General features: G+C 44.5%; 18 protein-coding genes. 11 read left to right on the forward strand and 7 right to left on the reverse strand.

Going from position 1 to position 19,214, the window contains the following annotated elements; all coding sequences use genetic code 11:
• Window positions 1-13 precede the first annotated feature (13 nt).
• Window positions 14-409 (forward strand): holo-ACP synthase, encoded by a 396-nt coding sequence (gene acpS, locus BM210_RS25175; protein ID WP_091174794.1) that lies wholly within the window; start codon window positions 14-16, stop codon window positions 407-409.
• 67 nt (window positions 410-476) lie between these two features.
• Here acpS and BM210_RS25180 read toward each other — a convergent pair whose 3' ends face one another.
• The 3 genes from BM210_RS25180 to BM210_RS25190 are packed head-to-tail and all read right to left on the reverse strand — an operon-like array spanning window position 477 to window position 2,308.
• A complete protein-coding gene (locus BM210_RS25180) occupies window positions 477-857 on the reverse strand; it encodes a c-type cytochrome (protein ID WP_091174795.1) in 381 nt (126 codons plus the stop codon).
• The gene (locus BM210_RS25185; RefSeq protein WP_091174797.1) at window positions 857-1,420 is read right to left on the reverse strand and encodes a hypothetical protein; all 564 of its coding nucleotides are present in this window, start codon (window positions 1,418-1,420) and stop codon (window positions 857-859) included. The genes BM210_RS25180 and BM210_RS25185 overlap by 1 nt, the downstream gene beginning before the upstream one ends.
• A gap of 24 nt (window positions 1,421-1,444) precedes the next feature.
• Window positions 1,445-2,308 carry an AraC family transcriptional regulator gene (locus tag BM210_RS25190; protein ID WP_076230325.1) on the reverse strand — a complete coding sequence of 288 codons (864 nt, stop codon included), beginning with the start codon at window positions 2,306-2,308 and terminating at the stop codon, window positions 1,445-1,447.
• A gap of 68 nt (window positions 2,309-2,376) precedes the next feature.
• Here BM210_RS25190 and mutY point away from each other — a divergent pair, with 68 nt between their 5' ends.
• Window positions 2,377-3,519 (forward strand): A/G-specific adenine glycosylase, encoded by a 1,143-nt coding sequence (mutY, locus tag BM210_RS25195; protein ID WP_091174799.1) that lies wholly within the window; start codon window positions 2,377-2,379, stop codon window positions 3,517-3,519.
• A 4-nt stretch (window positions 3,520-3,523) separates the two neighbouring features.
• Here mutY and BM210_RS25200 read toward each other — a convergent pair whose 3' ends face one another.
• Both BM210_RS25200 and BM210_RS25205 read right to left on the reverse strand, forming a co-directional pair.
• Window positions 3,524-4,210 (reverse strand): Crp/Fnr family transcriptional regulator, encoded by a 687-nt coding sequence (locus tag BM210_RS25200; protein ID WP_091174801.1) that lies wholly within the window; start codon window positions 4,208-4,210, stop codon window positions 3,524-3,526.
• 503 nt (window positions 4,211-4,713) lie between these two features.
• Window positions 4,714-5,331, reverse strand: coding sequence for a superoxide dismutase (locus BM210_RS25205; RefSeq protein ID WP_091174802.1), 618 nt, complete (start codon window positions 5,329-5,331; stop codon window positions 4,714-4,716).
• 370 nt (window positions 5,332-5,701) lie between these two features.
• On the opposite strand from BM210_RS25205, the gene BM210_RS25210 reads away from it, so the two are divergent.
• The 7 genes from BM210_RS25210 to folE all read left to right on the forward strand — a co-directional run bounded on the left by BM210_RS25210 (window position 5,702) and on the right by folE (window position 10,892).
• The gene (locus tag BM210_RS25210) at window positions 5,702-6,124 is read left to right on the forward strand and encodes a GNAT family N-acetyltransferase (RefSeq protein ID WP_091174804.1); all 423 of its coding nucleotides are present in this window, start codon (window positions 5,702-5,704) and stop codon (window positions 6,122-6,124) included.
• A gap of 310 nt (window positions 6,125-6,434) precedes the next feature.
• Window positions 6,435-6,980 (forward strand): DUF402 domain-containing protein, encoded by a 546-nt coding sequence (locus BM210_RS25215; RefSeq protein ID WP_091174805.1) that lies wholly within the window; start codon window positions 6,435-6,437, stop codon window positions 6,978-6,980.
• Window positions 6,981-7,000: 20 nt separating this feature from the next.
• A complete protein-coding gene (gene lepB, locus BM210_RS25220) occupies window positions 7,001-7,597 on the forward strand; it encodes a signal peptidase I (protein ID WP_256224007.1) in 597 nt (198 codons plus the stop codon).
• A gap of 24 nt (window positions 7,598-7,621) precedes the next feature.
• Window positions 7,622-8,788, forward strand: coding sequence for a tRNA epoxyqueuosine(34) reductase QueG (queG, locus tag BM210_RS25225; protein ID WP_091174807.1), 1,167 nt, complete (start codon window positions 7,622-7,624; stop codon window positions 8,786-8,788).
• 137 nt (window positions 8,789-8,925) lie between these two features.
• On the forward strand, window positions 8,926-9,957 hold the full coding sequence (locus BM210_RS25230; RefSeq protein WP_091174809.1) for an HD-GYP domain-containing protein: 1,032 nt from the start codon (window positions 8,926-8,928) through the stop codon (window positions 9,955-9,957).
• Between the two features lie 108 nt (window positions 9,958-10,065).
• Window positions 10,066-10,278 (forward strand): YneF family protein, encoded by a 213-nt coding sequence (locus BM210_RS25235; RefSeq protein ID WP_091174811.1) that lies wholly within the window; start codon window positions 10,066-10,068, stop codon window positions 10,276-10,278.
• A 23-nt stretch (window positions 10,279-10,301) separates the two neighbouring features.
• The gene (folE, locus tag BM210_RS25240; protein ID WP_091174813.1) at window positions 10,302-10,892 is read left to right on the forward strand and encodes a GTP cyclohydrolase I FolE; all 591 of its coding nucleotides are present in this window, start codon (window positions 10,302-10,304) and stop codon (window positions 10,890-10,892) included.
• Between the two features lie 172 nt (window positions 10,893-11,064).
• Here the strand turns inward: folE and BM210_RS25245 are convergent, their stop codons facing one another.
• Window positions 11,065-12,084, reverse strand: a complete 1,020-nt coding sequence (locus BM210_RS25245) for an alpha/beta hydrolase (protein WP_091174815.1) — start codon at window positions 12,082-12,084, stop codon at window positions 11,065-11,067.
• Window positions 12,085-12,408: 324 nt separating this feature from the next.
• Between BM210_RS25245 and BM210_RS25250 the strand changes: the two genes are divergently transcribed.
• Window positions 12,409-13,152: an IclR family transcriptional regulator gene (locus BM210_RS25250; RefSeq protein ID WP_091174817.1), complete on the forward strand. Its 744-nt coding sequence runs from the start codon at window positions 12,409-12,411 to the stop codon at window positions 13,150-13,152.
• A 190-nt stretch (window positions 13,153-13,342) separates the two neighbouring features.
• Here BM210_RS25250 and BM210_RS25255 read toward each other — a convergent pair whose 3' ends face one another.
• Entirely contained in the window at window positions 13,343-14,704 is a 1,362-nt protein-coding gene (locus BM210_RS25255) for an S-layer homology domain-containing protein (protein ID WP_091174819.1), read from the reverse strand.
• 319 nt (window positions 14,705-15,023) lie between these two features.
• Between BM210_RS25255 and BM210_RS25260 the strand changes: the two genes are divergently transcribed.
• Window positions 15,024-19,034, forward strand: a complete 4,011-nt coding sequence (locus BM210_RS25260; protein WP_091174821.1) for an S-layer homology domain-containing protein — start codon at window positions 15,024-15,026, stop codon at window positions 19,032-19,034.
• Window positions 19,035-19,214 lie beyond the last annotated feature (180 nt).

Genomic DNA, 19,214 nt, shown 5'->3' on the forward strand with positions numbered 1-19,214 from the left:
AGGTTAAGATTCAATGATTATAGGAATTGGAATTGATTTAGTCGATATCGCCAGAGTGAATAAAATTATGGAAGGCATTGCAGGAGAACGATTTGCTATCCGCGTATTAACGCCAGGCGAGCGGGAGCTGGCTGCCAAGCGGCAAGGACGATTGGCAGAATTTATTGCTGGTCGCTTTGCTGCCAAAGAGGCGGTTAGCAAGGCGCTTGGCTGTGGAATTGGCAAGCAGGTATCTCTGCAGCATATTGAGGTGCTGCCAGATGAACGCGGCAAGCCGATTTGCACGGTAGACAATGAAGCTTTACAGCGGCTGGAGTTGGATCCAGCTCATACAGTCATTCACCTCAGCATTACACATACCCATTCCACGGCAATGGCTTATGTGATGGTTGAGAACAGAGCTGTATAGCTGTAAAGACCCAACAGCGATCAAGTTAAAGAAGCCTGCGCGTTACATAGAGGCTACAGATTTTATACTAACGTTTGGTGGATAGCCACTCTGCCAAGGCCTGTGTTTCCTCGGGCTTCAACTTGCTTCCAAAAGCGGGCATTCCGTTGCCGCCGCCAGTAATTTGCTTTTCAATTTGCTCTTTGCTTAACCGTGCCCCGACTTGCTGCAAATTCGTTTTGGGCCCTACACGTCCTTCAAGGCCGCCGCCGTGACAGGAAAGGCAGCTTTGCTTATAAAGCGATTGAACCTGTTCGGGCGCACCGACCAACCCATCGTTTTGCGAAGCATTTTTTGCACCTCCAAAGGGCTCCTTGCCGCTATTTTGTGTATTGCTGCCGCAGCCAGATACGACACCAAAGGCTAGAAGTATAATAGCTGTTATTATTAATCGGGTCCTTGTATTCATTAGATAGCCCCCTCTGATTGTTTACTTCCTATGTATAGCAACCACCCTAAACCAAGCATACTCAGTCCACCAGCCCCTCCAAGCACAACCGAAGCCAAGCCCAAATATTGAATCGCAACCACAACAGTCAGCACAAACTGCCATATGCCGATATAGAGGATCGGTCTTCCGAGCCACGCCCCTAATTGAGCGAGTGATGCGGCTATAATGAATGATTTCAACAAGGCTATAAAGAATGGATTTGCAGCTTGCACATACCAATGCGTCCAAATGGCTCCTATGATGATGATAATAGACACGGCAGATAGACCTCCAGATATCGTGAATCTGGGTAAGGCACCAAGACGGATCTTTCTCCATAAAACGACAGCACTTGCAGCAAGTGCGATCCATAAAGGCAGCGGCTGCCAAGGATCTACATTCACCCATTGTCCGATAAATTCCAATGTGGAGGCGGTCACGGACTGGAAACCCCAAATTATCAGCCATATGAGATATGGACGTGAGCCTTGAATGTTCTGCCGTATAGCCTGCTTTGAGCTAACGGTTTCAACCGATTTCATCAATCATCACACCTTTTCTATAAATCAATTGCGATCTGCCGATGTAACAAAACGATGCTTTTTGGCATAGTCACGTGGAGATACGCCAGTCACTTTTTTGAAAATGCGGCTGAAATAAAATTCATCCGTGTAACCCACGCTGCTTGCGATCGATTTTAAACGGTAATCGGACAACATTAACAGCTCCTTGGCACGGTCAACACGGAGATGCGTCAAATAATCGATCGGGCTGTAGCCGATATATTTTTTGAATAATCGGGAGTAATGGCTTATACTCAAGCCAGCCATTTGCGCGAGCCCCTCAAGAGTCAAAGGCTCCTGATAATGGCCTACCATATAATCCTGGGTTAACTCTATGGCTGCTGTTGTATTTCCGGCCACCTTTTGCGCGCGGAAATCCTGAATTAATGTCATGAAAAACTCCAACAGCAATATTTTACGACGCATGGCCGTCATATGCCCCCGACGCTTCCATAATATGTCCAATTGCTCGAACAAATAAATAAGCTGGGGTGTGTTGTGTACGGTGTACATGCCCTCCAACGGAAATGGCGACTCTTCGGAGCTTCGGGAAATCCACTGTTCCTTCTCGTCGAAAGTTTCCGTATAATGAAAGCGAAAGAAATAGTATTCCAGTGGCTGCTCGGGATCGGTTTGCCTTTCTACTTCCATACCGGGACTGAAGGAGAAGAACTTACCAGGGTCTGCGGGATAATGGGTTCCATTAATAGTAAAGCTGCCTTTTCCTTTAATAATGAGCCAAATCGAATGATGCCGGATCGTTCGAGGCAGCTGCCGCCATTCAGGACTGCATTTTTGATGGCCGACTAGCAGCAGGGAAATTACTAGTTTGTTCAGTCTGGCAGCCAGTTCACCTGGAGTCAGCATGGGTCCCACTCCTTCATTAAAAGCTGCCATTTATTATACCACAATATGTATCACCAGAAGGAGAACTCATGGACACGACACATAAACAACAATACTTTTCAAATGAGCTGCTGGCCTGGTATCTTCGTCACCGACGTGATTTGCCATGGCGTCGAAGCCGCAACCCTTATTATATCTGGATTTCTGAGGTCATGCTGCAGCAAACGCGCGTAGATACCGTCATCCCTTATTTTCATCGCTTTATCGAACGGTTTCCGACTGTAGAAGCATTGGCTGAAGCACCGGAAGAGGACGTATTGAAGCTGTGGGAAGGTCTTGGCTACTATTCACGGGCGCGTAATTTGCAAGGGGCCGTCAGGGAGGTACATGAACGATATGGAGGTAAAGTTCCTGAGAGTAAAGAAGAAATTTCCTCACTTAAAGGTGTGGGGCCATACACTTCAGGCGCAATTCTGAGTATTGCCTATAATAAGCCGGAGCCTGCTGTTGATGGCAATGTGATGCGGGTATTATCGAGATATTTTTTGATTGAAGAAGATATAATGAAACCAAGCACGAGAGGATTAATGGAAAAGCTGGCGAAGGCATTAATTCCCGAAGGAGCTGCAGGGGATTTTAATCAAGGCTTGATGGAGCTTGGAGCTATGGTTTGTAAGCCGCGTTCACCAAACTGCCTGACATGTCCGGTAATGGAGCATTGTTCAGCACGTGAAGCGGGGATGGAGGAGCAGCTGCCAATTAAGAAAAAAGCGAAGCCCCCTCGTCCTGAGCAGCGGGTAGCGGCGTTAATTATAGGAAGCGGCGATCATGATGGCAAAGTTCTGATTCGTCAGAGGCCACAGGAGGGGCTGCTGGCTCGGATGTGGGAGCTGCCTCATATTGAGGTTCCGTACGCCTATACAGCCTCGATTTCGCCCTCGCCGGAACTCATACCTGAATCGTTCAAGCTGTTGACGGATCAACTGGCGGAGGAAACGATCGGTATTATTCCGGTGCAATGGTACATGCATGCCGAGCATACCTTTAGCCATATTCATTGGAACATGGAAATTATTTCATGCAATTTGGAGCCGGGGGTCATTCCAAGTCAATCTGGTATGCTGCTGCCTTCACATTACCAATGGGTAGAACCATCGACAATGGAAAATTATGCATTCCCGAACGTGTTTTTGAAAATATTGAATGCCTATTTTGCTGCCTGTACCAAGTAATAAGCTATAAGGGGAGAAGTCTTTTCATGGCTTCCATTTTTTTGATGTAGATCATTTTTTTCTCGATCGAAATGATCTGATCCTCCTGCAGCTCCTGCAGCACCTTGGTAACAGATTCCCTGACTGTGCCAGCCAGATTGGCAATCTGCTGGTGAGTCAGCTTCATGTTGATCATCAGCGTTCCTTGTTTAATGATGCCGTGGTCCTGGGCTAGTCTACACACCACTTTGATAATGCGCATCCGGACGTCAAGAAAGGTAAGATCATAAATTTGCTCATTCGCTTTACGAAGTCTCTCCATGGTGACCTCAAGAAGTCTCAGACTTAACTTAGGCGTTTGTTCGAGGAATTGATAAAATTCTGAACGCATCAAAGTGTAGATTTTACAATTTTCCAAAGTTTCGGCTGTTGCGGAACGGGTCAGGCCCTTTTGTATCAGCGACATTTCTCCGAAAAAGTCTCCATCACGGAATAGCGCTAGAATAATTTCCTTTGCATAATCAATCCGGTAAATTTTGACGACACCTGATTGAATAAGGAAAAATTCCTCTCCGAGATCCGCTTCGAAAAATAAAATCGTACCTTTTTTAAAATCACGCTCGACAAACAGAGGGGCGATTATTTCTAGGTCACTAACCGCCAAATCTTGGAATAGGGGTACATTTTGTAACAACGGGATTAAGCTTTTCATGAAAGAATTCATCTCTTTTCCATTCTTAATGAACGAGTGTATCCTCTCCGATACGATAAATCATGATGTGTAGATGACAGAATCATATTATCTCCTTCGGATGATGACTCAACTGCTCGTCCTGCGTAAAGTTCCAAATTCTTACCACAGGCCGCTGCTTGAACGGCGGGTTGATTTTGAATACAATGGCCGGATTGACCGGTGCTTAAACGAACGCTGAGGCCGACTGGATAAATGGCCACCTTATATCGGAAATATTCCACCTTACTCTTATCATACAACGTTCCAGCCTTTGTGGAAAGATTTTCTATATATGATCTAGTGGCAGGAAAGCCAGATAAGTTTGTAGAATGGTTATCCGGTTTTGGCGTCCAGTAATCCGACCCTTAGAGGCAACCAGATGTACGTTTGTAGAGGGTTGTCTAAGTTAGTAGTCACATAAAAAAACCGGAACTGGAGGGTATCCAGTGCCGATTTTTGGTTGCATGGTTATGATTAGACTATTATTTACCGACAGCTGCTGTGTAACGTTTGCCAACTTCATCCCAGTTAACAACGTTCCAGAAAGCTGAAATATAATCAGGACGTTTGTTTTGATATTTCAAGTAGTAAGCATGCTCCCATACATCCAGTCCGAGGATTGGTGTGTTGCCTTCGGAGATAGGGCTGTCTTGGTTAGGCGTGCTGCTTACAACCAATTTACCAGCTGGAGTTACGGAAAGCCAAGCCCAGCCGCTGCCGAAACGAGTAGCGCCAGCTTTAGCAAGATCTTCTTTGAACTTGTCGAATCCGCCAAGCTCTGCATTAATAGCATCAGCTAATGAGCCAGTTGGTGCGCCGCCGCCGTTAGGTCCAATGATTTCCCAGAACAAGGAGTGGTTGGCATGCCCGCCACCGTTGTTACGAACTGCTGCACGAATGCCTTCCGGGATGCTGTCCAAATTCGAAATCAATTCTTCAATGGATTTGGATTGAAGATCAGGATGAGCTTCCAAAGCCGCATTCAGGTTAGTTACATATGCGTTGTGGTGACGATCGTGGTGGATCATCATCGTAGTCTCGTCGATGTGTGGTTCCAAAGCGTTGTTTGCATAAGGAAGAGCTGGTAATTGATGTGCCATTCGTAAATACCTCCTAATAGTTATGTAGATTCCAATTCAATCCTATTATCGCCTATATTCCATATAAAAGCAACATGTATGTATATTAAGTATCCACCATGCTGTTCTCATCGGATTCAGACGCTAAGTCGTATTATTTCGAAAGTCCTACATAATTATCCACCTGGGGAACTATATTATTATCCATTATTTCAATAAATAAAGGTTGAAATGAATGTAAACGCTTTATATACAGCGCTTTCAGCAGATTGTGGATCATTTGTAAAGTTTTTTGGGTATTTTTAAATAAATAAGAAGGAATTTCGCAGGATTTGTCGTATTTTATACCAGATAGAAATAAACAAATCATGCCGTGGGGAGAGTTCCATTGATGCTTGTTCGTTCCTTTCAATTGTCCGACTATGTTTCTGTTACTGAATTATTCAAGCACGTATTAAGCGAAGCCTGTTATGAGGAAACTATGGAAGCTTTTGCAAGGCAACTTTCTTGGGATAGCGAGCTTGTACTGGTAGCTACCCAGAATGAACAAATCGTGGGTGTGATCGTAGGAACGATCGATAATCACAACGGCTATTTTTACCGTATAGCAGTTAGTACGGAATATCAGCGTCGTGGTTTCGGAAAAGCATTAATTGAATCGATGAGACAGCGTTTTGTACAACGTAAAGTCCGCAAGATTATGATTACTGTGGACGTTCATAACGAGATGGTTATACCTGTGTATGAATCAGCTGGTTACCAAGCTGCCGATTTCTCACGTTCGTCACACCGCTTGAGCATCGTAAACGGATAGTCTTTCGTTTCCTTAACAATACGGAGTGTTTATAACGGGCACGGTCTGTTCGCTAACAACGGAGGCTGTGTTTTTTTGTATTGACAAAACTGTTTTCCATTAACCAGATGTGTTATCATTTACGCAGGAACGTGTAGTTTTATGACCACAGACGGATTGTAGATGATCGCTCTACAAGCAGTTCAAAAGCTAGAACCAACCGATATCGTACGAGGCGATTAAAAAAGAGTGGACTCACATCATTCACCTTGGAGAAAGCCTGCTGAAGTCTTCGTTGGTCTTATGTTACATATAGAAGGGTATGGACCTCATGGCGACTTTTTCCACGCATATCATCAAAAGCTTTAAGCATGACGGACACTTGCACCGGATGTGGGTCGAGAATGCTTTGGTACCGGAATCGCTGCATCATGAATCTCACAGAGCGGAATCAATGATGATCCTTATCAATAGTCAGACGAAAATTATTGAAGCTGACGGGAAAGAGTGGGTAAGCCGGATTCCCGGTGTTTCTTTTTTTATCCCTAAGCAATGGTTTAATGTTGTCGCTCTTTTGGAAGAAACGGGTGTACGTTATTATTGTAATGTTGCTTCACCGCCTTATTTGAGCGGCAATGTGATTACATATATCGATTATGACCTGGATGTGATCCGGATGCCGGATGGAGCTGTGCATGTTGTGGATCAGGATGAGTATGAACAGCACAAGCTAATGTATCATTACTCTGCAATTGTAGAGGGAAAAGTGAAGCAGGGACTGAATGATTTATTAAGCCGTATTCAACTGGGGCAAGCGCCTTTTCAGGATGAATGGGTGCATTATTATCACCGAGAGTGGGAAAAGTGGAAAGGTTAAGTAAAGAACGGAGGCGGAGAATGGGCTTCTTTACTACCAAAAAATCGGAAGAACCGCTGCCAGCAGACATGTTGGTCGCCGATCATTCAGCCGGGCTTTTGACAGAGGTATGGAGTTGGACCAAATCTATTCTTATTGCATTATTGATTGTGGCGTTGGTCCATCAATATGGATTTCACCTTTCTACAGTAAAAGGAGCTTCCATGCAGCCTACTCTTGAAGAAAATGAGTTGTTATTTATCAATAAGACCGTTCATTTCCTTGGGAGTCCCAGCCGTGGGGATGTCGTAGTCGTTAAGGAGCCTGAAAGCAGCGAGCCCCAGTCTATATTTCTTGTCAAGCGCGTTGTAGCTGTGGCTGGAGATGAAGTCCGGATTCAGCAGGGAAAGCTGTATGTCAACGGTTTGTTTGCGACGGAGAGCTACACGGATTCACTCATTGAAGATGGTAGTCTGGAGCCTTATACGATACCACAGGGATCGTTGTTTGTAATGGGTGATAACCGTCATCGTCTTGCAAGCTATGATAGCAGGAGCTTTGGAGCTGTGTCTGTAGACAAAATTGAAGGGCGGGCGGAGTTCATTGTGTGGCCTCTGTCCAAGCTCAGAATGTTATAATTCCCAAACGAGGTGATGCAGAACATGACGGAGGCTGTGAACAAAAGTAACCGCATGGACTGGCATCGGTTGAAGCAAGACATGCTTGAGGCTGCTTCCGCGCTCGGTATTGATAAGATTGGGATTTCCAGCGCGGAGCCTTTTGTGGAATTAAAATCGATCCTGCTGCAGCATCGCGCCAAAGGCTATGAATCGGGCTTTGAGGAGAAGGATCTTGATAAACGGACAGAGCCTGCACTCAGCTTGGCAGAACCCCGATCGATCATTTCCATCGCTGTAGCCTACCCATCCAAGCTGTCCAATGCGCCACGCTCGGAGCGGGGTGCATACCGGGGTATCTTTTCACGCTCGGCTTGGGGTCTCGACTATCATCAGGTGCTGCGTAACCGACTGCAGCGGCTAGAGGCCTGGATTCGCGAACGAGTTCCTGAGGCTCGGATGGAAAGTATGGTAGATACAGGAGTCTTGGTAGATCGAGCAGTTGCGGAGCGGGCAGGACTTGGTTTTATCGGGAAGAACTGTTCAGTGATTACTCCCGAATTCGGTTCATGGGTATATTTAGGTGAAATGATTACGAATTTGCCTCTGCCCTTTGATGTACCCGTCACAGAAAGCTGCGGCGACTGTACCCTGTGTATAGATGCCTGTCCAACTGGAGCTTTGGTTGGCCCCGGACAGCTGAATGCCCCTCGCTGTATTTCCTATGTAACCCAAACCAAGGGGCATGTAGAAGATGATGAGATGAAAGAAAAGATCGGAAACCGTCTATATGGCTGCGATACGTGCCAGATTGTGTGCCCGAAGAACAAGGGGAAGAACTGGACGCATCATCCCGAGCTTCAGCCGGATGCAGAACAGGTTAAGCCGCTGCTGCTTCCACTCTTGAAGATGAGCAATCGTGAATTCAAAGAGCGTTTTGGTACAAGCTCTGCTGCGTGGCGCGGCAGGAAGCCTATTCAACGCAATGCAATTTATGCGTTAGGACATTTTAAAGATCAAACAGCTGTGCCCGTTCTTCACGAATTGCTTATGACAGATGAGAGGCCGGAAATCAGAGCTTCCGCTGCATGGGCATTAGGAAGAATCGGAGGCAAGCAGGCCGAAATGGCCATAGAAGAAGCACGTGGCAAAGAACGGCAAGAAACGGTTCTTATGGAGCTGGATAAAGCAATTCAATCCTTCAAGCTATGAAATAATTGATTTCACTATCAGACTACGGTATGGAATTGGAAGGACAGAACATAGGCTTTGTCAAATCAAATATGGACGTGTTACACACGATTTCAACAGCTATTTTGAGCCGTCAACACGTTCGGAACGGAGACCCAATGAGATACGTACACATTGATAATGTAGAGCCAGGGCAGCATTTGGGGAGGACGATTTTTTCCGGTAACGGTGCCGTTTTATTATCGGATGGGGTGCAGCTTACAGTTTATATGATAAATACGCTGAACCGCATAGGGGTTACGATGGTTTATATTAAAGATCCGCTGTTTGAGGATATCGAGATTGTGGATATTGTTTCCGAAGAGACGAAGCGGGCGGTGATGCAGCGGATGGGACAAACCTTTGATTCCATTCGCTCTGGTAAAGACTTCAATACACGTAACATTAACGGAAGCATTGATAATTTGCTGGATGAAATTATGAAAAATAAAGATGTGCTGGTCCAGCTGTCTGATATCCGCACGAAGGATAATGAAATGTATGTTCATGCGCTTAATGTCAGCATGATGTCTGCATTGATCGGAATTCAAATGGAGCTGTCCATGAACCAACTGAGGGAGCTCGTTATCGGTGCGATGCTTCATGATATCGGGAAGGTTGAGTTGATCACGGACGATACGTCCGAGGATTTAAAGAAGCACCACACCTGGCGAGGGTTTGAGATGTTGAAGAACAAACGTGAGCTAAGCCTGCTAATTGCCCATGTTGCTTTTCAGCATCATGAGAAGATGAACGGGAGCGGCTTGCCAAGAGAGATGCAGGGAGATCAAATCCACCTGTATGCACGAATTGTAGCTGTTGCGAACACCTACGATAATCTGCTGTTTGATTCTTCACAGGGTCGGCGTTTGCTGCCGCATGAAGCCTGTGAACATATGATGGTCTTGGCAGGCGAGGAGCTTGACAGGGAGATTGTCATTCAGTTTCTGCGAACGATTTCTGTCTATCCTACCGGTACTTCTGTTAAGCTGTCTTCTAGGGAAACAGGTGTAGTAGTGGGGCAGCACAGAGGGCTTCCAGGACGTCCTGTCGTCAGAGTCGTTAAGTCAGAATCAGGAACGGATCTGGAGGTCATAGAGGTCGATCTTGCCAAGCATACAACCGTATTTATCGATAGTGTGCTGCAGTAAGAAACAGGAAATCCTTTGTGAACATTATTAATAAAAGTGAGTTGTGCCCAATCCTCTTATTTGTTAAGATACAGTAATGATCAATAGTAGTGAGGTGAATGAGCAACGATGTGGAACTATATCATTCCAATAATAACTTTGCTTTTGGGGGGAGTCGGTGGTTTCTTTGCAGGTGTGTATTATTTGCGCAGGCAACTTGAAAAGATGCAGAGCAATCCCGAAATGCTACAGGAAATGGCCAAGAAAATGGGCTACAATCTGGACAAGAAGCAGCTTGGCAAAGCACAGCAAATGATGAAAAATCGGAAATTTCGTCCTTAACCATAGAGAGGTGGAACCGAGTCATGCCAGCCAAAGATTATAGAAATACGAGTGTAATTAATAACCGTGCACTAATCGAAGGGCATGTCCGCGAAATTTTGCGGTTGATTGGTGAAGATGTGGATCGGGAGGGGCTGCAGGAAACACCAGCGAGAGTAACCCGAATGTATGAAGAAATCTTCGCAGGCTATGAGGCGGATTACAAGGATATATTAGGTGTAACCTTTGACGAGAAGCACGAAGAGCTTGTTATTATAAAAGATATCATCTATTACAGTCAGTGTGAGCACCATATGGCGCCATTTTTTGGCAGCATTCATATTGGTTACATTCCCAGCGGGAAAATTGCCGGACTCAGTAAATTTGCCCGATTGGTTGATGCGGTAACCCGCAAGCTTCAGGTACAGGAGCGCATTACGTCCGATTTGGCGAATATTTTGGAAGAGGAATTGGCTCCACATGGCTGTATGGTTGTTGTTGAAGGCGAACACTTGTGTATGTGCTCCAGAGGCGTGAAGAAAACAGGCAGTAAGACAGTAACTTCAGCAGTGCGCGGTACGTTCCGTACGAATGAGGCGCTCCGTTCAGAGTTTTTATCCTTAATCAGGCATTAAACCAATAAACAGGCTAACGTCCCTCTAATGAAGGATGCAAGCCTGTTTTTTTAAGAAAGATCCGCATTTATAGTTTTTGAGCGTTGCAGAACGATACTTATCTCGCAATGAAACGACTGCCCAAACATGGCTGTAGATTCGACGGATGATCTCTGACTCTCAGTGCTTCTTATTATTTTCCACTGTCAGCAGAGAGAATCGGTTGGGCACTCATCCCCTTAAGGAACCCCATCGCCACGGATAGATAGGTTCTTTTTTGTGCTTTGAATATTAGCTCATGCGTATCATTAGGCAGCAGCCACAGCTGTGCGTTGGAGCTGGCAGATTGATTGCGGAAAATGTCCTGAACCATTTCATAAGGGGCACGTTGGTCCTGTTTGCCATGGATAAATAAAATGGGCATCGGATATTGTGCTTCCTTGACCTGAGTATAAGGAATTTGATTCAGACTAACTCCATTAATTAACGGGAAAAATAAATGAACGAGAGCCAGTGAAGGGAACTTCGGCAGGTTCGCTATTTGTTTCATATTGTGATACATCGTTTCAGGCTCCAGAATGAAGGTGCTGTCCAGAATCATCCCGTCAATATCTTTAGTCTGTAGCGCCGCCTGCAGAGCCGTACCTGCCCCCATAGAGAAGCCCCATATATATACGGACTCTGAACCTTTATCTTTGGCATATTTGACGGCACCAAGCAATTCCTGGGACTCGCGAATTCCGCCGGTTGCGCTGATCTTGGGTTGTACATATCCGTAGTCGAACATCAGCACGTTGTAATTTTGCTTATGAAGCTCTTGTGCCAAGCTGTACAAAGGTACCCAGATCTCCTCTCTATTACCGCCGTAGCCATGGGAGAATATAACGGTTTTGCTATGGGAAGAGGGAGCTACTGCTGGGATATACCAGCCTGATAAAATGGTGCTGTCGTTCAAGCTCGGAAATGTAATGTCTTCATAAGCAGCTCCGAACGACAAGCTTGGATTAGAGCGCAATGGATCGATATGGGGCCTTGCCAATGTCCAGGCAATATAGGCGTGGAATGCCATAACCAGACTAAATAAGAGGAGTAGTAAGGAAATGAGTGCAATCAGCACCTGTTTAACTCTTCGTTTAATCTGTATCGGTCGATTGAGAGCGGTTTCTAATTGGGCTGTAGTGATTTGAACGGATGGCAAAGGGTTTGTTTCCATCGAAATCCCTCCTAGTTGACTAAAATAACATGTTGTTGAGAATGCACAGCGGATGGCTATTTGCTTAGATAATAGGATTACGATGATAGGTTAATAGTTAACTCGTAATTCGTACTCATTCATCTTAATACTTCTTATAGTAAGACCGGAATCGGGTATCGTCAATCAACGGGGAGAAATGTAAACATGCTGTAATATACATGTAACAGTAGCAGCCCAGCAATGAATTAAAGTCAATAAACACTTTGCGGTAAATGCGGACTTGAGTTATACTATATGTAACAGGGTTTCACCAAGTGAAACGAAAAATCGGGGGAAATTGTGATGGAGGACGGCAAATTGACTGTGCGTGCGGTTGAGCGCGCTTTGGATATACTGCTTTGCTTTACGGATGAACCTGATCTGAGCTTGACGGAAATTGCCGTCCGCGTTTCTCTGCATAAAAGCACAGTGCATCGCTTATTAGCTTCACTGGAGGGAAAGGGCTTTATATTGCGTGATTTTGCAACGGATAAGTATCGATTGGGCTTTCGTATTTGGGAGCTGTCTGCCAATATGGTGCATAGCGATGATCCTGCAATGATTCTGCTGCCGGATATGGAACGATTGCGTGATCAGTTGGATGAGACGATTAGCCTCTACGTATGTGACGGCTTGGAGCGTGTACGCGTACAGGCGGTTGAGAGCAATCAAGCGATAAGGCGCGTGGCGCCTATTGGTGCAAGGCTGCCTTTGTATGTCGGTGCGTCCAGCAAGATTCTGGTAGCCTTCGCCGATCCACAGCTGCTGGAGTCACTACTGAAAGCTGATAATCTGCCAACGGCAATGGAACGTACTGTATTTCTTCGGCAGCTGGCTGAGGCTAAGGAGCTTGGTTATGCAACTAGTGTCGAAGAACGGGAGCTCGGCACAGCAGCTGTAGCTGTACCTATCTACAATCAGGCACAGCAGCTGGTGGCTTCACTAGCGGTGAGCGGACCTTCCAATCGATTGACATTAGCAAAGATGAAGGAGCACGCTCCTGTATTGATCGAAGCTGCTCGCCGAATGGGCAAGATGCTCAGATGAGTGAATCGCATAAAAGATCCTAACACAGCTTACCGGTCGATCGGGTGGGCTGTGTTATTTTTAAAAACTATCCTAATTCTACGCCTTCAATTAGAGACTTGTGAAATCAATTGAAAAGCCTCATGAACCATTGATTATGGTTTATGAGGCATAAGGATGACGGATCTTGTCCTTCCACTGAATCTATGGCTTATGGGGTAACAGGTTCTGGTTTTTGCTTATCCAGCTTGACGGTAAGTGTAATCGTCCCGCCCTTTTTATTAATGATTGACGTGTTCCTCTGCTGTGTACGGAGTCCAACTGTCTGGACTCCGTTAACATCAATGGTCATGGGGAATAATTCCTGTTTGTACAAGGTGGCTTTACCGCCAATATTCACTATTAGATCGACCATTTCTGTTTTATCTTGGCTAGCCAGATTAATAGTGAGGTATCTATAGTCCTGCGGAATAACGGCTGTGTCAATCTCGCCATCTTTCTTCACGTTCTTAGCCAATGAACCCTGATCGTTACTAGGTCCTTGCAGTTTAAAGTAATCGCGTACCTTGACGGTTGTGGGGTTGGAGCTGCTGCCTTCTGTCGTGCCTCCATAACCACCGTAGCCATTTCCAATAGAGCCTGCTAAGCCGCCGCTGACGCCTTGATCTCCAGTATTGGCTTGCTCAAGGCTAATGTTGGTGTAATCAGGCAGCCAATAATTTTTCTTGAGAAAGTTATATATACGATTTAGGATCGTTACAGCTTCTGCTCTCGTGACTTTGTCCAAAGGACGAAAGTATCCATCCGCGGTTGCCGTCATGATCCCGGAAGCCTGCAGGCTGGCCAAGCTACTTGCCTGGGCATTGGAGAATCCATCTGTTCCAAAACCGCAGTCGACTGCATCTGTTCCGAGAAATAACGAGGGCAAAACCCCATTACTGGTCGTGATCTGTACGTTGACGGTTTCCAATCTTCTATCCGCTTTTACAGCAGCATCATAATCTTCTTTATTTTTATAAAATTTCACAGGAACATCCTTGAGACTGGCTACAACAGAACATACATCATTAGGACTTAAACGTCGATCAATCAAGCGAGTATCAAAAAAAGAATATAGCATGTTAGACAGCTCAAGTCGACTTAGTTCTGTATCAGGCAAGAAAGTAAGCCGTCCGCTCGGATCAACCCCGTACACACCCCATTGGAACGATTGGTTGTAAATCTCCGAAATAGGCTTATAGGCCCAATGTTGAGGAGTTACATCGGAAAATCCATCAATCTTTTGTTGTCCTGACGCAGTCAAATTAGGTCGGTACGTATTAAATAGCTTGTAAATCATTTGGGTCCATTCCGCTTTGGTAATCGTCTTATCCGGTCGGAAAGTACCATCCGTATAACCGGTCAGCACCTGTTTTTCTGCCATTACATAAATCGAGCTCACAGCCCATGCCTTCTGTTGCATATCGATATCGCTGAAGGAAACCTCGGCTTTTGCGGAAGGTCCGGGCACTATCAAAGCAACAGCCAATAGTAAGACAATCGACTTCATCTTTTTAACATATGTACCTATCATTCTTCAAACCTCCAATCTCATCCCTTATATCATCGGTATTACGTGTGTAAAAGTTGATATTTACGAGTAAATTGAACCGATTTCCACCTGTCTATAAGGTTGAGCACGATTGAAGCGCTGAAAATCGCTCTATATGGAACTTTTTTCAGTGATCATTAAAAAAAACTCGCCATCAAGCCGATATAATAATCATAGTCTAGTGGAGAAATTCTGTTTTAGGCAAATAATGCTAGTGGGGTTTAAGAATAGGGCGGTGGTTGTGAAGAGAGTGTAAGAAAGTTTGGGCCAAATCATAATTCATAATTAAGGAGCGATTGCATTGAAATACTTGAAACACATGAAGAAAATAATAAATATAACGCTAATGCTGGCTTTGTTGGTATCGATAATTCCGTTGCCTAACGCTATTGCTGCAACATCTGCAAATTTCTTCCTTCCCGACGATGCAAAATTGCGTGAAACTGGAAATATGGACATTACTACAACAGCTATTCCACCTTCACTTACAGCACCTGGTAATTTAAATCGTAATACTGCAAAAATCTCCAATGCCAGCACAATCTCCATTGCAGGTACGTTCCAACAGGTAACTGGAACTACATTGTCAGTTACGGTTGAACAAATTACCTCGATTAATGGAAGTGCTTGGACGCCTCAAGTAGGCAGAATCTTCAATACGTCCGTGGGTGCTACGAACAACCGTTTTCAGGTAGCCAACGTACAGTTATTTCCTGGTTATAACCGGGTAACCTTTACTGGTGCACAGGGCGCAAGCAATAAATCCGATGTGTTCTATGTGCTATATGATTCCGCTCCGCTCATTAATAAATTGCAAATTACAGCAGGCGGTAGCTATGACTTGAATGAAAGTGCAGATCTGGTTCTGACCTCAAACTCTGCGTACATTCAAGGGGAAGCAAGTAATGCTAAAACGGTTACTGTGAACGGGCAAAATGCGACTGTATTACCTAATGGACTATTTTACTCTCCAGCGATTACTCTAACACCAGGGCTGAACAAGTTTGCTATTGTCTTAGCGAATGATACGGATTCTGTTAGCGTAAAGCGTCAAGTGTATTACTATGATAGCACCAAACCGTTTAATGGAGTCGATGTTACACTCGGAACCGAAACTCAATCCATTATTAATCAAACAGTAACACCTACTTTTACAGGTGCAGGAACTACAGCAGAGCTAAGATTGGATTTCCTGGTTCCTTATCAGTCAACAAAATTTGATAATGGACATGCTGACATTTTTATAAATGGTGATAAGGTTAAGATTAAAAGTATACTCGCACCAATACCGACAGATCCTTTAATAGAAGTAGTAAATGAGACCGTCATTAATAACACATACGGCACTCCAGCATACAAAAAGGTAATTCTAACGACAGAGCCTTATAACTTACAAAAATCTGGCGTAGTTGTAAACCCCACACAGAATGTGTTCATCAGTGTCGATTATCCGAAGAATGATCCACTTAACCCTCAAATGGTACCTTCTCCTTCAGGAGGAACATTTACGTACAAATTGGCAGCGAATCAAACCTTGGTGAAGAATGTAACTATATTGACTGGATATGATGGTATCTCTGCTATCGATGATAATACACCAAGTGCGCCTTTTGATGGCTCACAGGTATCAGGACCGGAATTCTATGTGCTGGTAGATGCCTCAAAGCCAATAGCGCCTGTTGTTGCACCGACTGCAGATAATCTAAGAGTCAATATTCAGCCTGCAGGCACTGCCACACTGGGTGTTGAACAGCTAACAGATCTAACTGATCCGGCTGCACCTACAGGTCCTGCTATCACGGGGACAAAGAGTGGGCAGCAGCTTTATAAAATTACCGGATTACCTGAAGGTGCTCAAACACTTGCATTTTCTGTACTTAATGGACCTGTTACCTTTACAGGTAAAATCACATACGTATCCAAAATTTATGTAGATCTGGAGAACCTCTATGACGAACAGGTTTTTCCGATAAACTCCATTTCGGGCGGGCAAAAAGTAGTATTAAAAGGTAAGCTTCTTGGTTTCGGTGTTAATAAAATCAATGAACAATTGATTATTAATAATGTACCAAGTTCTGCATTGACCACATCGATACCATTTACACTTAGTACGATGAACGCAGACGGATCATATGATTTTGGACCCATCGACTTGCCGATTGATGTATCTGGGCCCCTTTTCACTGGGCGCAACACGATTAAGATATTGGTTGATTATAGCGATCCTACCGTACCAGGAGGAATTCTGCGTAAATATGTTAAAACAGTCACCTTCTATGTAGTAGACAGCAACACGCCTACTATTAAAGACGTTCGACCGCTCACGCCACCATCTGCTTCAGTTGGACATGTGAACAATTTAGGCAGTACGAATGCATCAGATTATTTGCCTGCTTCACCAGAGTTTACTTTTAATAATTCTTTAAATATATATACAACGACACTGTCTAAATTCGACTTATACATTAACGGTTCCGGTGCGGACGCGGTGACCGTTAGAGACGGATCGACATCGCCAATCTTTATTGCAGACCCCACCGCACCGTTTACAACATTGCCGGGAACTGCTGGAATCTATGAATCGGCGGACTTCAGCGGTAATAGAAGTGATTTCAGGATTCGACTGAATAATGTTGTCATCACAGCAGGTTCACCACGCGTTTACACTATCGATTTTACTAATGCCAGTGGAGCGAAGGTAACGCAAACTCTTACCGTTCAGAGCCAAAGTGTTCCATATACGGTGCTTGCACCTAAGGCCAATACGGGCAATGCGATCATTGTAAATAGAAACTTTGTATTGTTTGATGTAGAGGCTGTTGGAGCCACTGACGTACAAATTAATGGGAAGTCTGCTACATTACGATCGGATATTCCTAATCGTTATGTATATACTCTGACCGGCTTGAAAGGTGATACGGAAAATAAAATATCATTAGTAGTCAAAGGTAAGACTGCAGACGCTAAAGAAACAATTACAGTAAAGTATGTAACCAACCCGGCTGTTGGTTCGATGTTCATGGAGCCGATGGGGACTAAGCACACTGTATTCAATAAAATGGTTCAGCTTTCTTTCCCTAAAGGAAACGCGCTTAGGCGTGTTGTTGATGGGAAGATTGAACCTCAAGTTAATCTGTTGTTCGGAATAGCTGATCCTAAGAATGGTAATACGGATTTGGTTAACGACTATAATCAAGTCGTTGGTACTGAAATTGATTATCGAACAGCAAATACTAGCGCAGAACCAAAAACAAAGATTCAGCAGTCTACTATTCAAATTGTAGCTCCGTTATTGACCCAATTTGCGAATGGGTTTGGAAGTCATTTCACTCAGATTTCTGATTATTATTGGATTTCTGCAGGACTTGGGGAGAAAGGTAAGGTAGGTGAAACTGCATACAAACCAGCAACCGGCGGTTTACCACCTTATTCAGCAGAAGCGGTCGATTATATGTATACACGCTACGACACAAGCAGATTAGTAGCACCAAGCGACCGTGGAACCTTGACTTTAAAATACAATGCAGATGTTGTTGATCAAGCTGCTCCAGAAGTTACCGTTTATTATTTAGGAAATGACGGGATCTGGAAAAATCTTGGTGGAGAGGTTAATGTTAAGGCGAGTACGATAACAGTGCCTTTTGACAATTTTGGTTACTACGTGGTAGGCAAACTGAAATACGGCTATGAAGATATATCTAACCATCAATGGGCGCGTAATATTTTGCAGTCTCTGTTAGCTAAAGGTTATATGGCTGCGCTCCGCAGTAATGAATTCGGAACTTCTGATTTTGTGAGTAGAGGCGAATTTGCATCCTTGCTTGTTCGTGCTTTAGGAATGAGAATTAACGCTGAGGGGCAAGGTAGCTTTATCGATGTGCCGTTAAATTACAATGCCAATGCCGTTACTTGGACTTCTGCGGAAATCGAAACGGCTGCTCGAGCAGGTATTGTTCAAGGCCTTAATGATCAGGTATTCGGGGTCAATAATGATTTAACTCGTCAGGACGCAGCGGTTATGATCTCACGTGCATTGAATGTGAAGCTTGCGGTCAATGATGACAAGTTATTAGCCAAGATTGAGAAAGCTTTTTCCGATAGCGATAGCATTAACATCTACGCTCGACCTGCAATTGATGCATTAAACTCGGCAGGTATCATGGTCGGTAGTAATGTTATTTCTCCGATTCCAACGAAAAACAAACCGCTTGTTAACTTTAACCCTTTGTCCAGAATGACAAGAGCTGAAGCTGGACAAGTTGCTGTACGTCTATTGCAAAAATATCTGAAGGCTCTGCCAGCCAACCTATAGGGAAAGCTGCGTTGAGTATGTAGCCATAAATAACTGCAATAAAGGAATCAAACAAAAGGCTGTCCCCAGTAGATATTTACTTAAGGGACAGCTTTTTTGTTTGGTTCAGTTCGATTAATTATTGATGTAAACAGATTTAATGAATAAGAGGCTGGCCCTTTGAAGTATTACACTTCGGGC

Origin of the sequence: Paenibacillus sp. 1_12, from assembly GCF_900114475.1 — a bacterium.
In the GTDB taxonomy this organism is placed as follows: Bacteria; Bacillota; Bacilli; order Paenibacillales; family NBRC-103111; genus Paenibacillus_S.

What these genes read in the sequence shown, in the direction of transcription:
- BM210_RS25215 (WP_091174805.1), top strand. Translation starts at nt 6,435, where the DNA reads ATGGCGACTTTTTCCACGCATATCATCAAAAGCTTTAAGCATGACGGA.
- BM210_RS25250 (WP_091174817.1), top strand. Translation starts at nt 12,409, where the DNA reads ATGGAGGACGGCAAATTGACTGTGCGTGCGGTTGAGCGCGCTTTGGAT.
- BM210_RS25210 (WP_091174804.1), top strand. Translation starts at nt 5,702, where the DNA reads ATGCTTGTTCGTTCCTTTCAATTGTCCGACTATGTTTCTGTTACTGAA.
- BM210_RS25230 (WP_091174809.1), top strand. Translation starts at nt 8,926, where the DNA reads ATGAGATACGTACACATTGATAATGTAGAGCCAGGGCAGCATTTGGGG.
- BM210_RS25205 (WP_091174802.1), bottom strand. Translation starts at nt 5,331, where the DNA reads ATGGCACATCAATTACCAGCTCTTCCTTATGCAAACAACGCTTTGGAA.
- BM210_RS25180 (WP_091174795.1), bottom strand. Translation starts at nt 857, where the DNA reads ATGAATACAAGGACCCGATTAATAATAACAGCTATTATACTTCTAGCC.
- BM210_RS25235 (WP_091174811.1), top strand. Translation starts at nt 10,066, where the DNA reads ATGTGGAACTATATCATTCCAATAATAACTTTGCTTTTGGGGGGAGTC.
- BM210_RS25185 (WP_091174797.1), bottom strand. Translation starts at nt 1,420, where the DNA reads ATGAAATCGGTTGAAACCGTTAGCTCAAAGCAGGCTATACGGCAGAAC.
- lepB (WP_256224007.1), top strand. Translation starts at nt 7,001, where the DNA reads ATGGGCTTCTTTACTACCAAAAAATCGGAAGAACCGCTGCCAGCAGAC.
- acpS (WP_091174794.1), top strand. Translation starts at nt 14, where the DNA reads ATGATTATAGGAATTGGAATTGATTTAGTCGATATCGCCAGAGTGAAT.
- folE (WP_091174813.1), top strand. Translation starts at nt 10,302, where the DNA reads ATGCCAGCCAAAGATTATAGAAATACGAGTGTAATTAATAACCGTGCA.
- queG (WP_091174807.1), top strand. Translation starts at nt 7,622, where the DNA reads ATGACGGAGGCTGTGAACAAAAGTAACCGCATGGACTGGCATCGGTTG.
- mutY (WP_091174799.1), top strand. Translation starts at nt 2,377, where the DNA reads ATGGACACGACACATAAACAACAATACTTTTCAAATGAGCTGCTGGCC.
- BM210_RS25190 (WP_076230325.1), bottom strand. Translation starts at nt 2,308, where the DNA reads ATGCTGACTCCAGGTGAACTGGCTGCCAGACTGAACAAACTAGTAATT.
- BM210_RS25245 (WP_091174815.1), bottom strand. Translation starts at nt 12,084, where the DNA reads ATGGAAACAAACCCTTTGCCATCCGTTCAAATCACTACAGCCCAATTA.
- BM210_RS25255 (WP_091174819.1), bottom strand. Translation starts at nt 14,704, where the DNA reads ATGATAGGTACATATGTTAAAAAGATGAAGTCGATTGTCTTACTATTG.
- BM210_RS25200 (WP_091174801.1), bottom strand. Translation starts at nt 4,210, where the DNA reads ATGAAAAGCTTAATCCCGTTGTTACAAAATGTACCCCTATTCCAAGAT.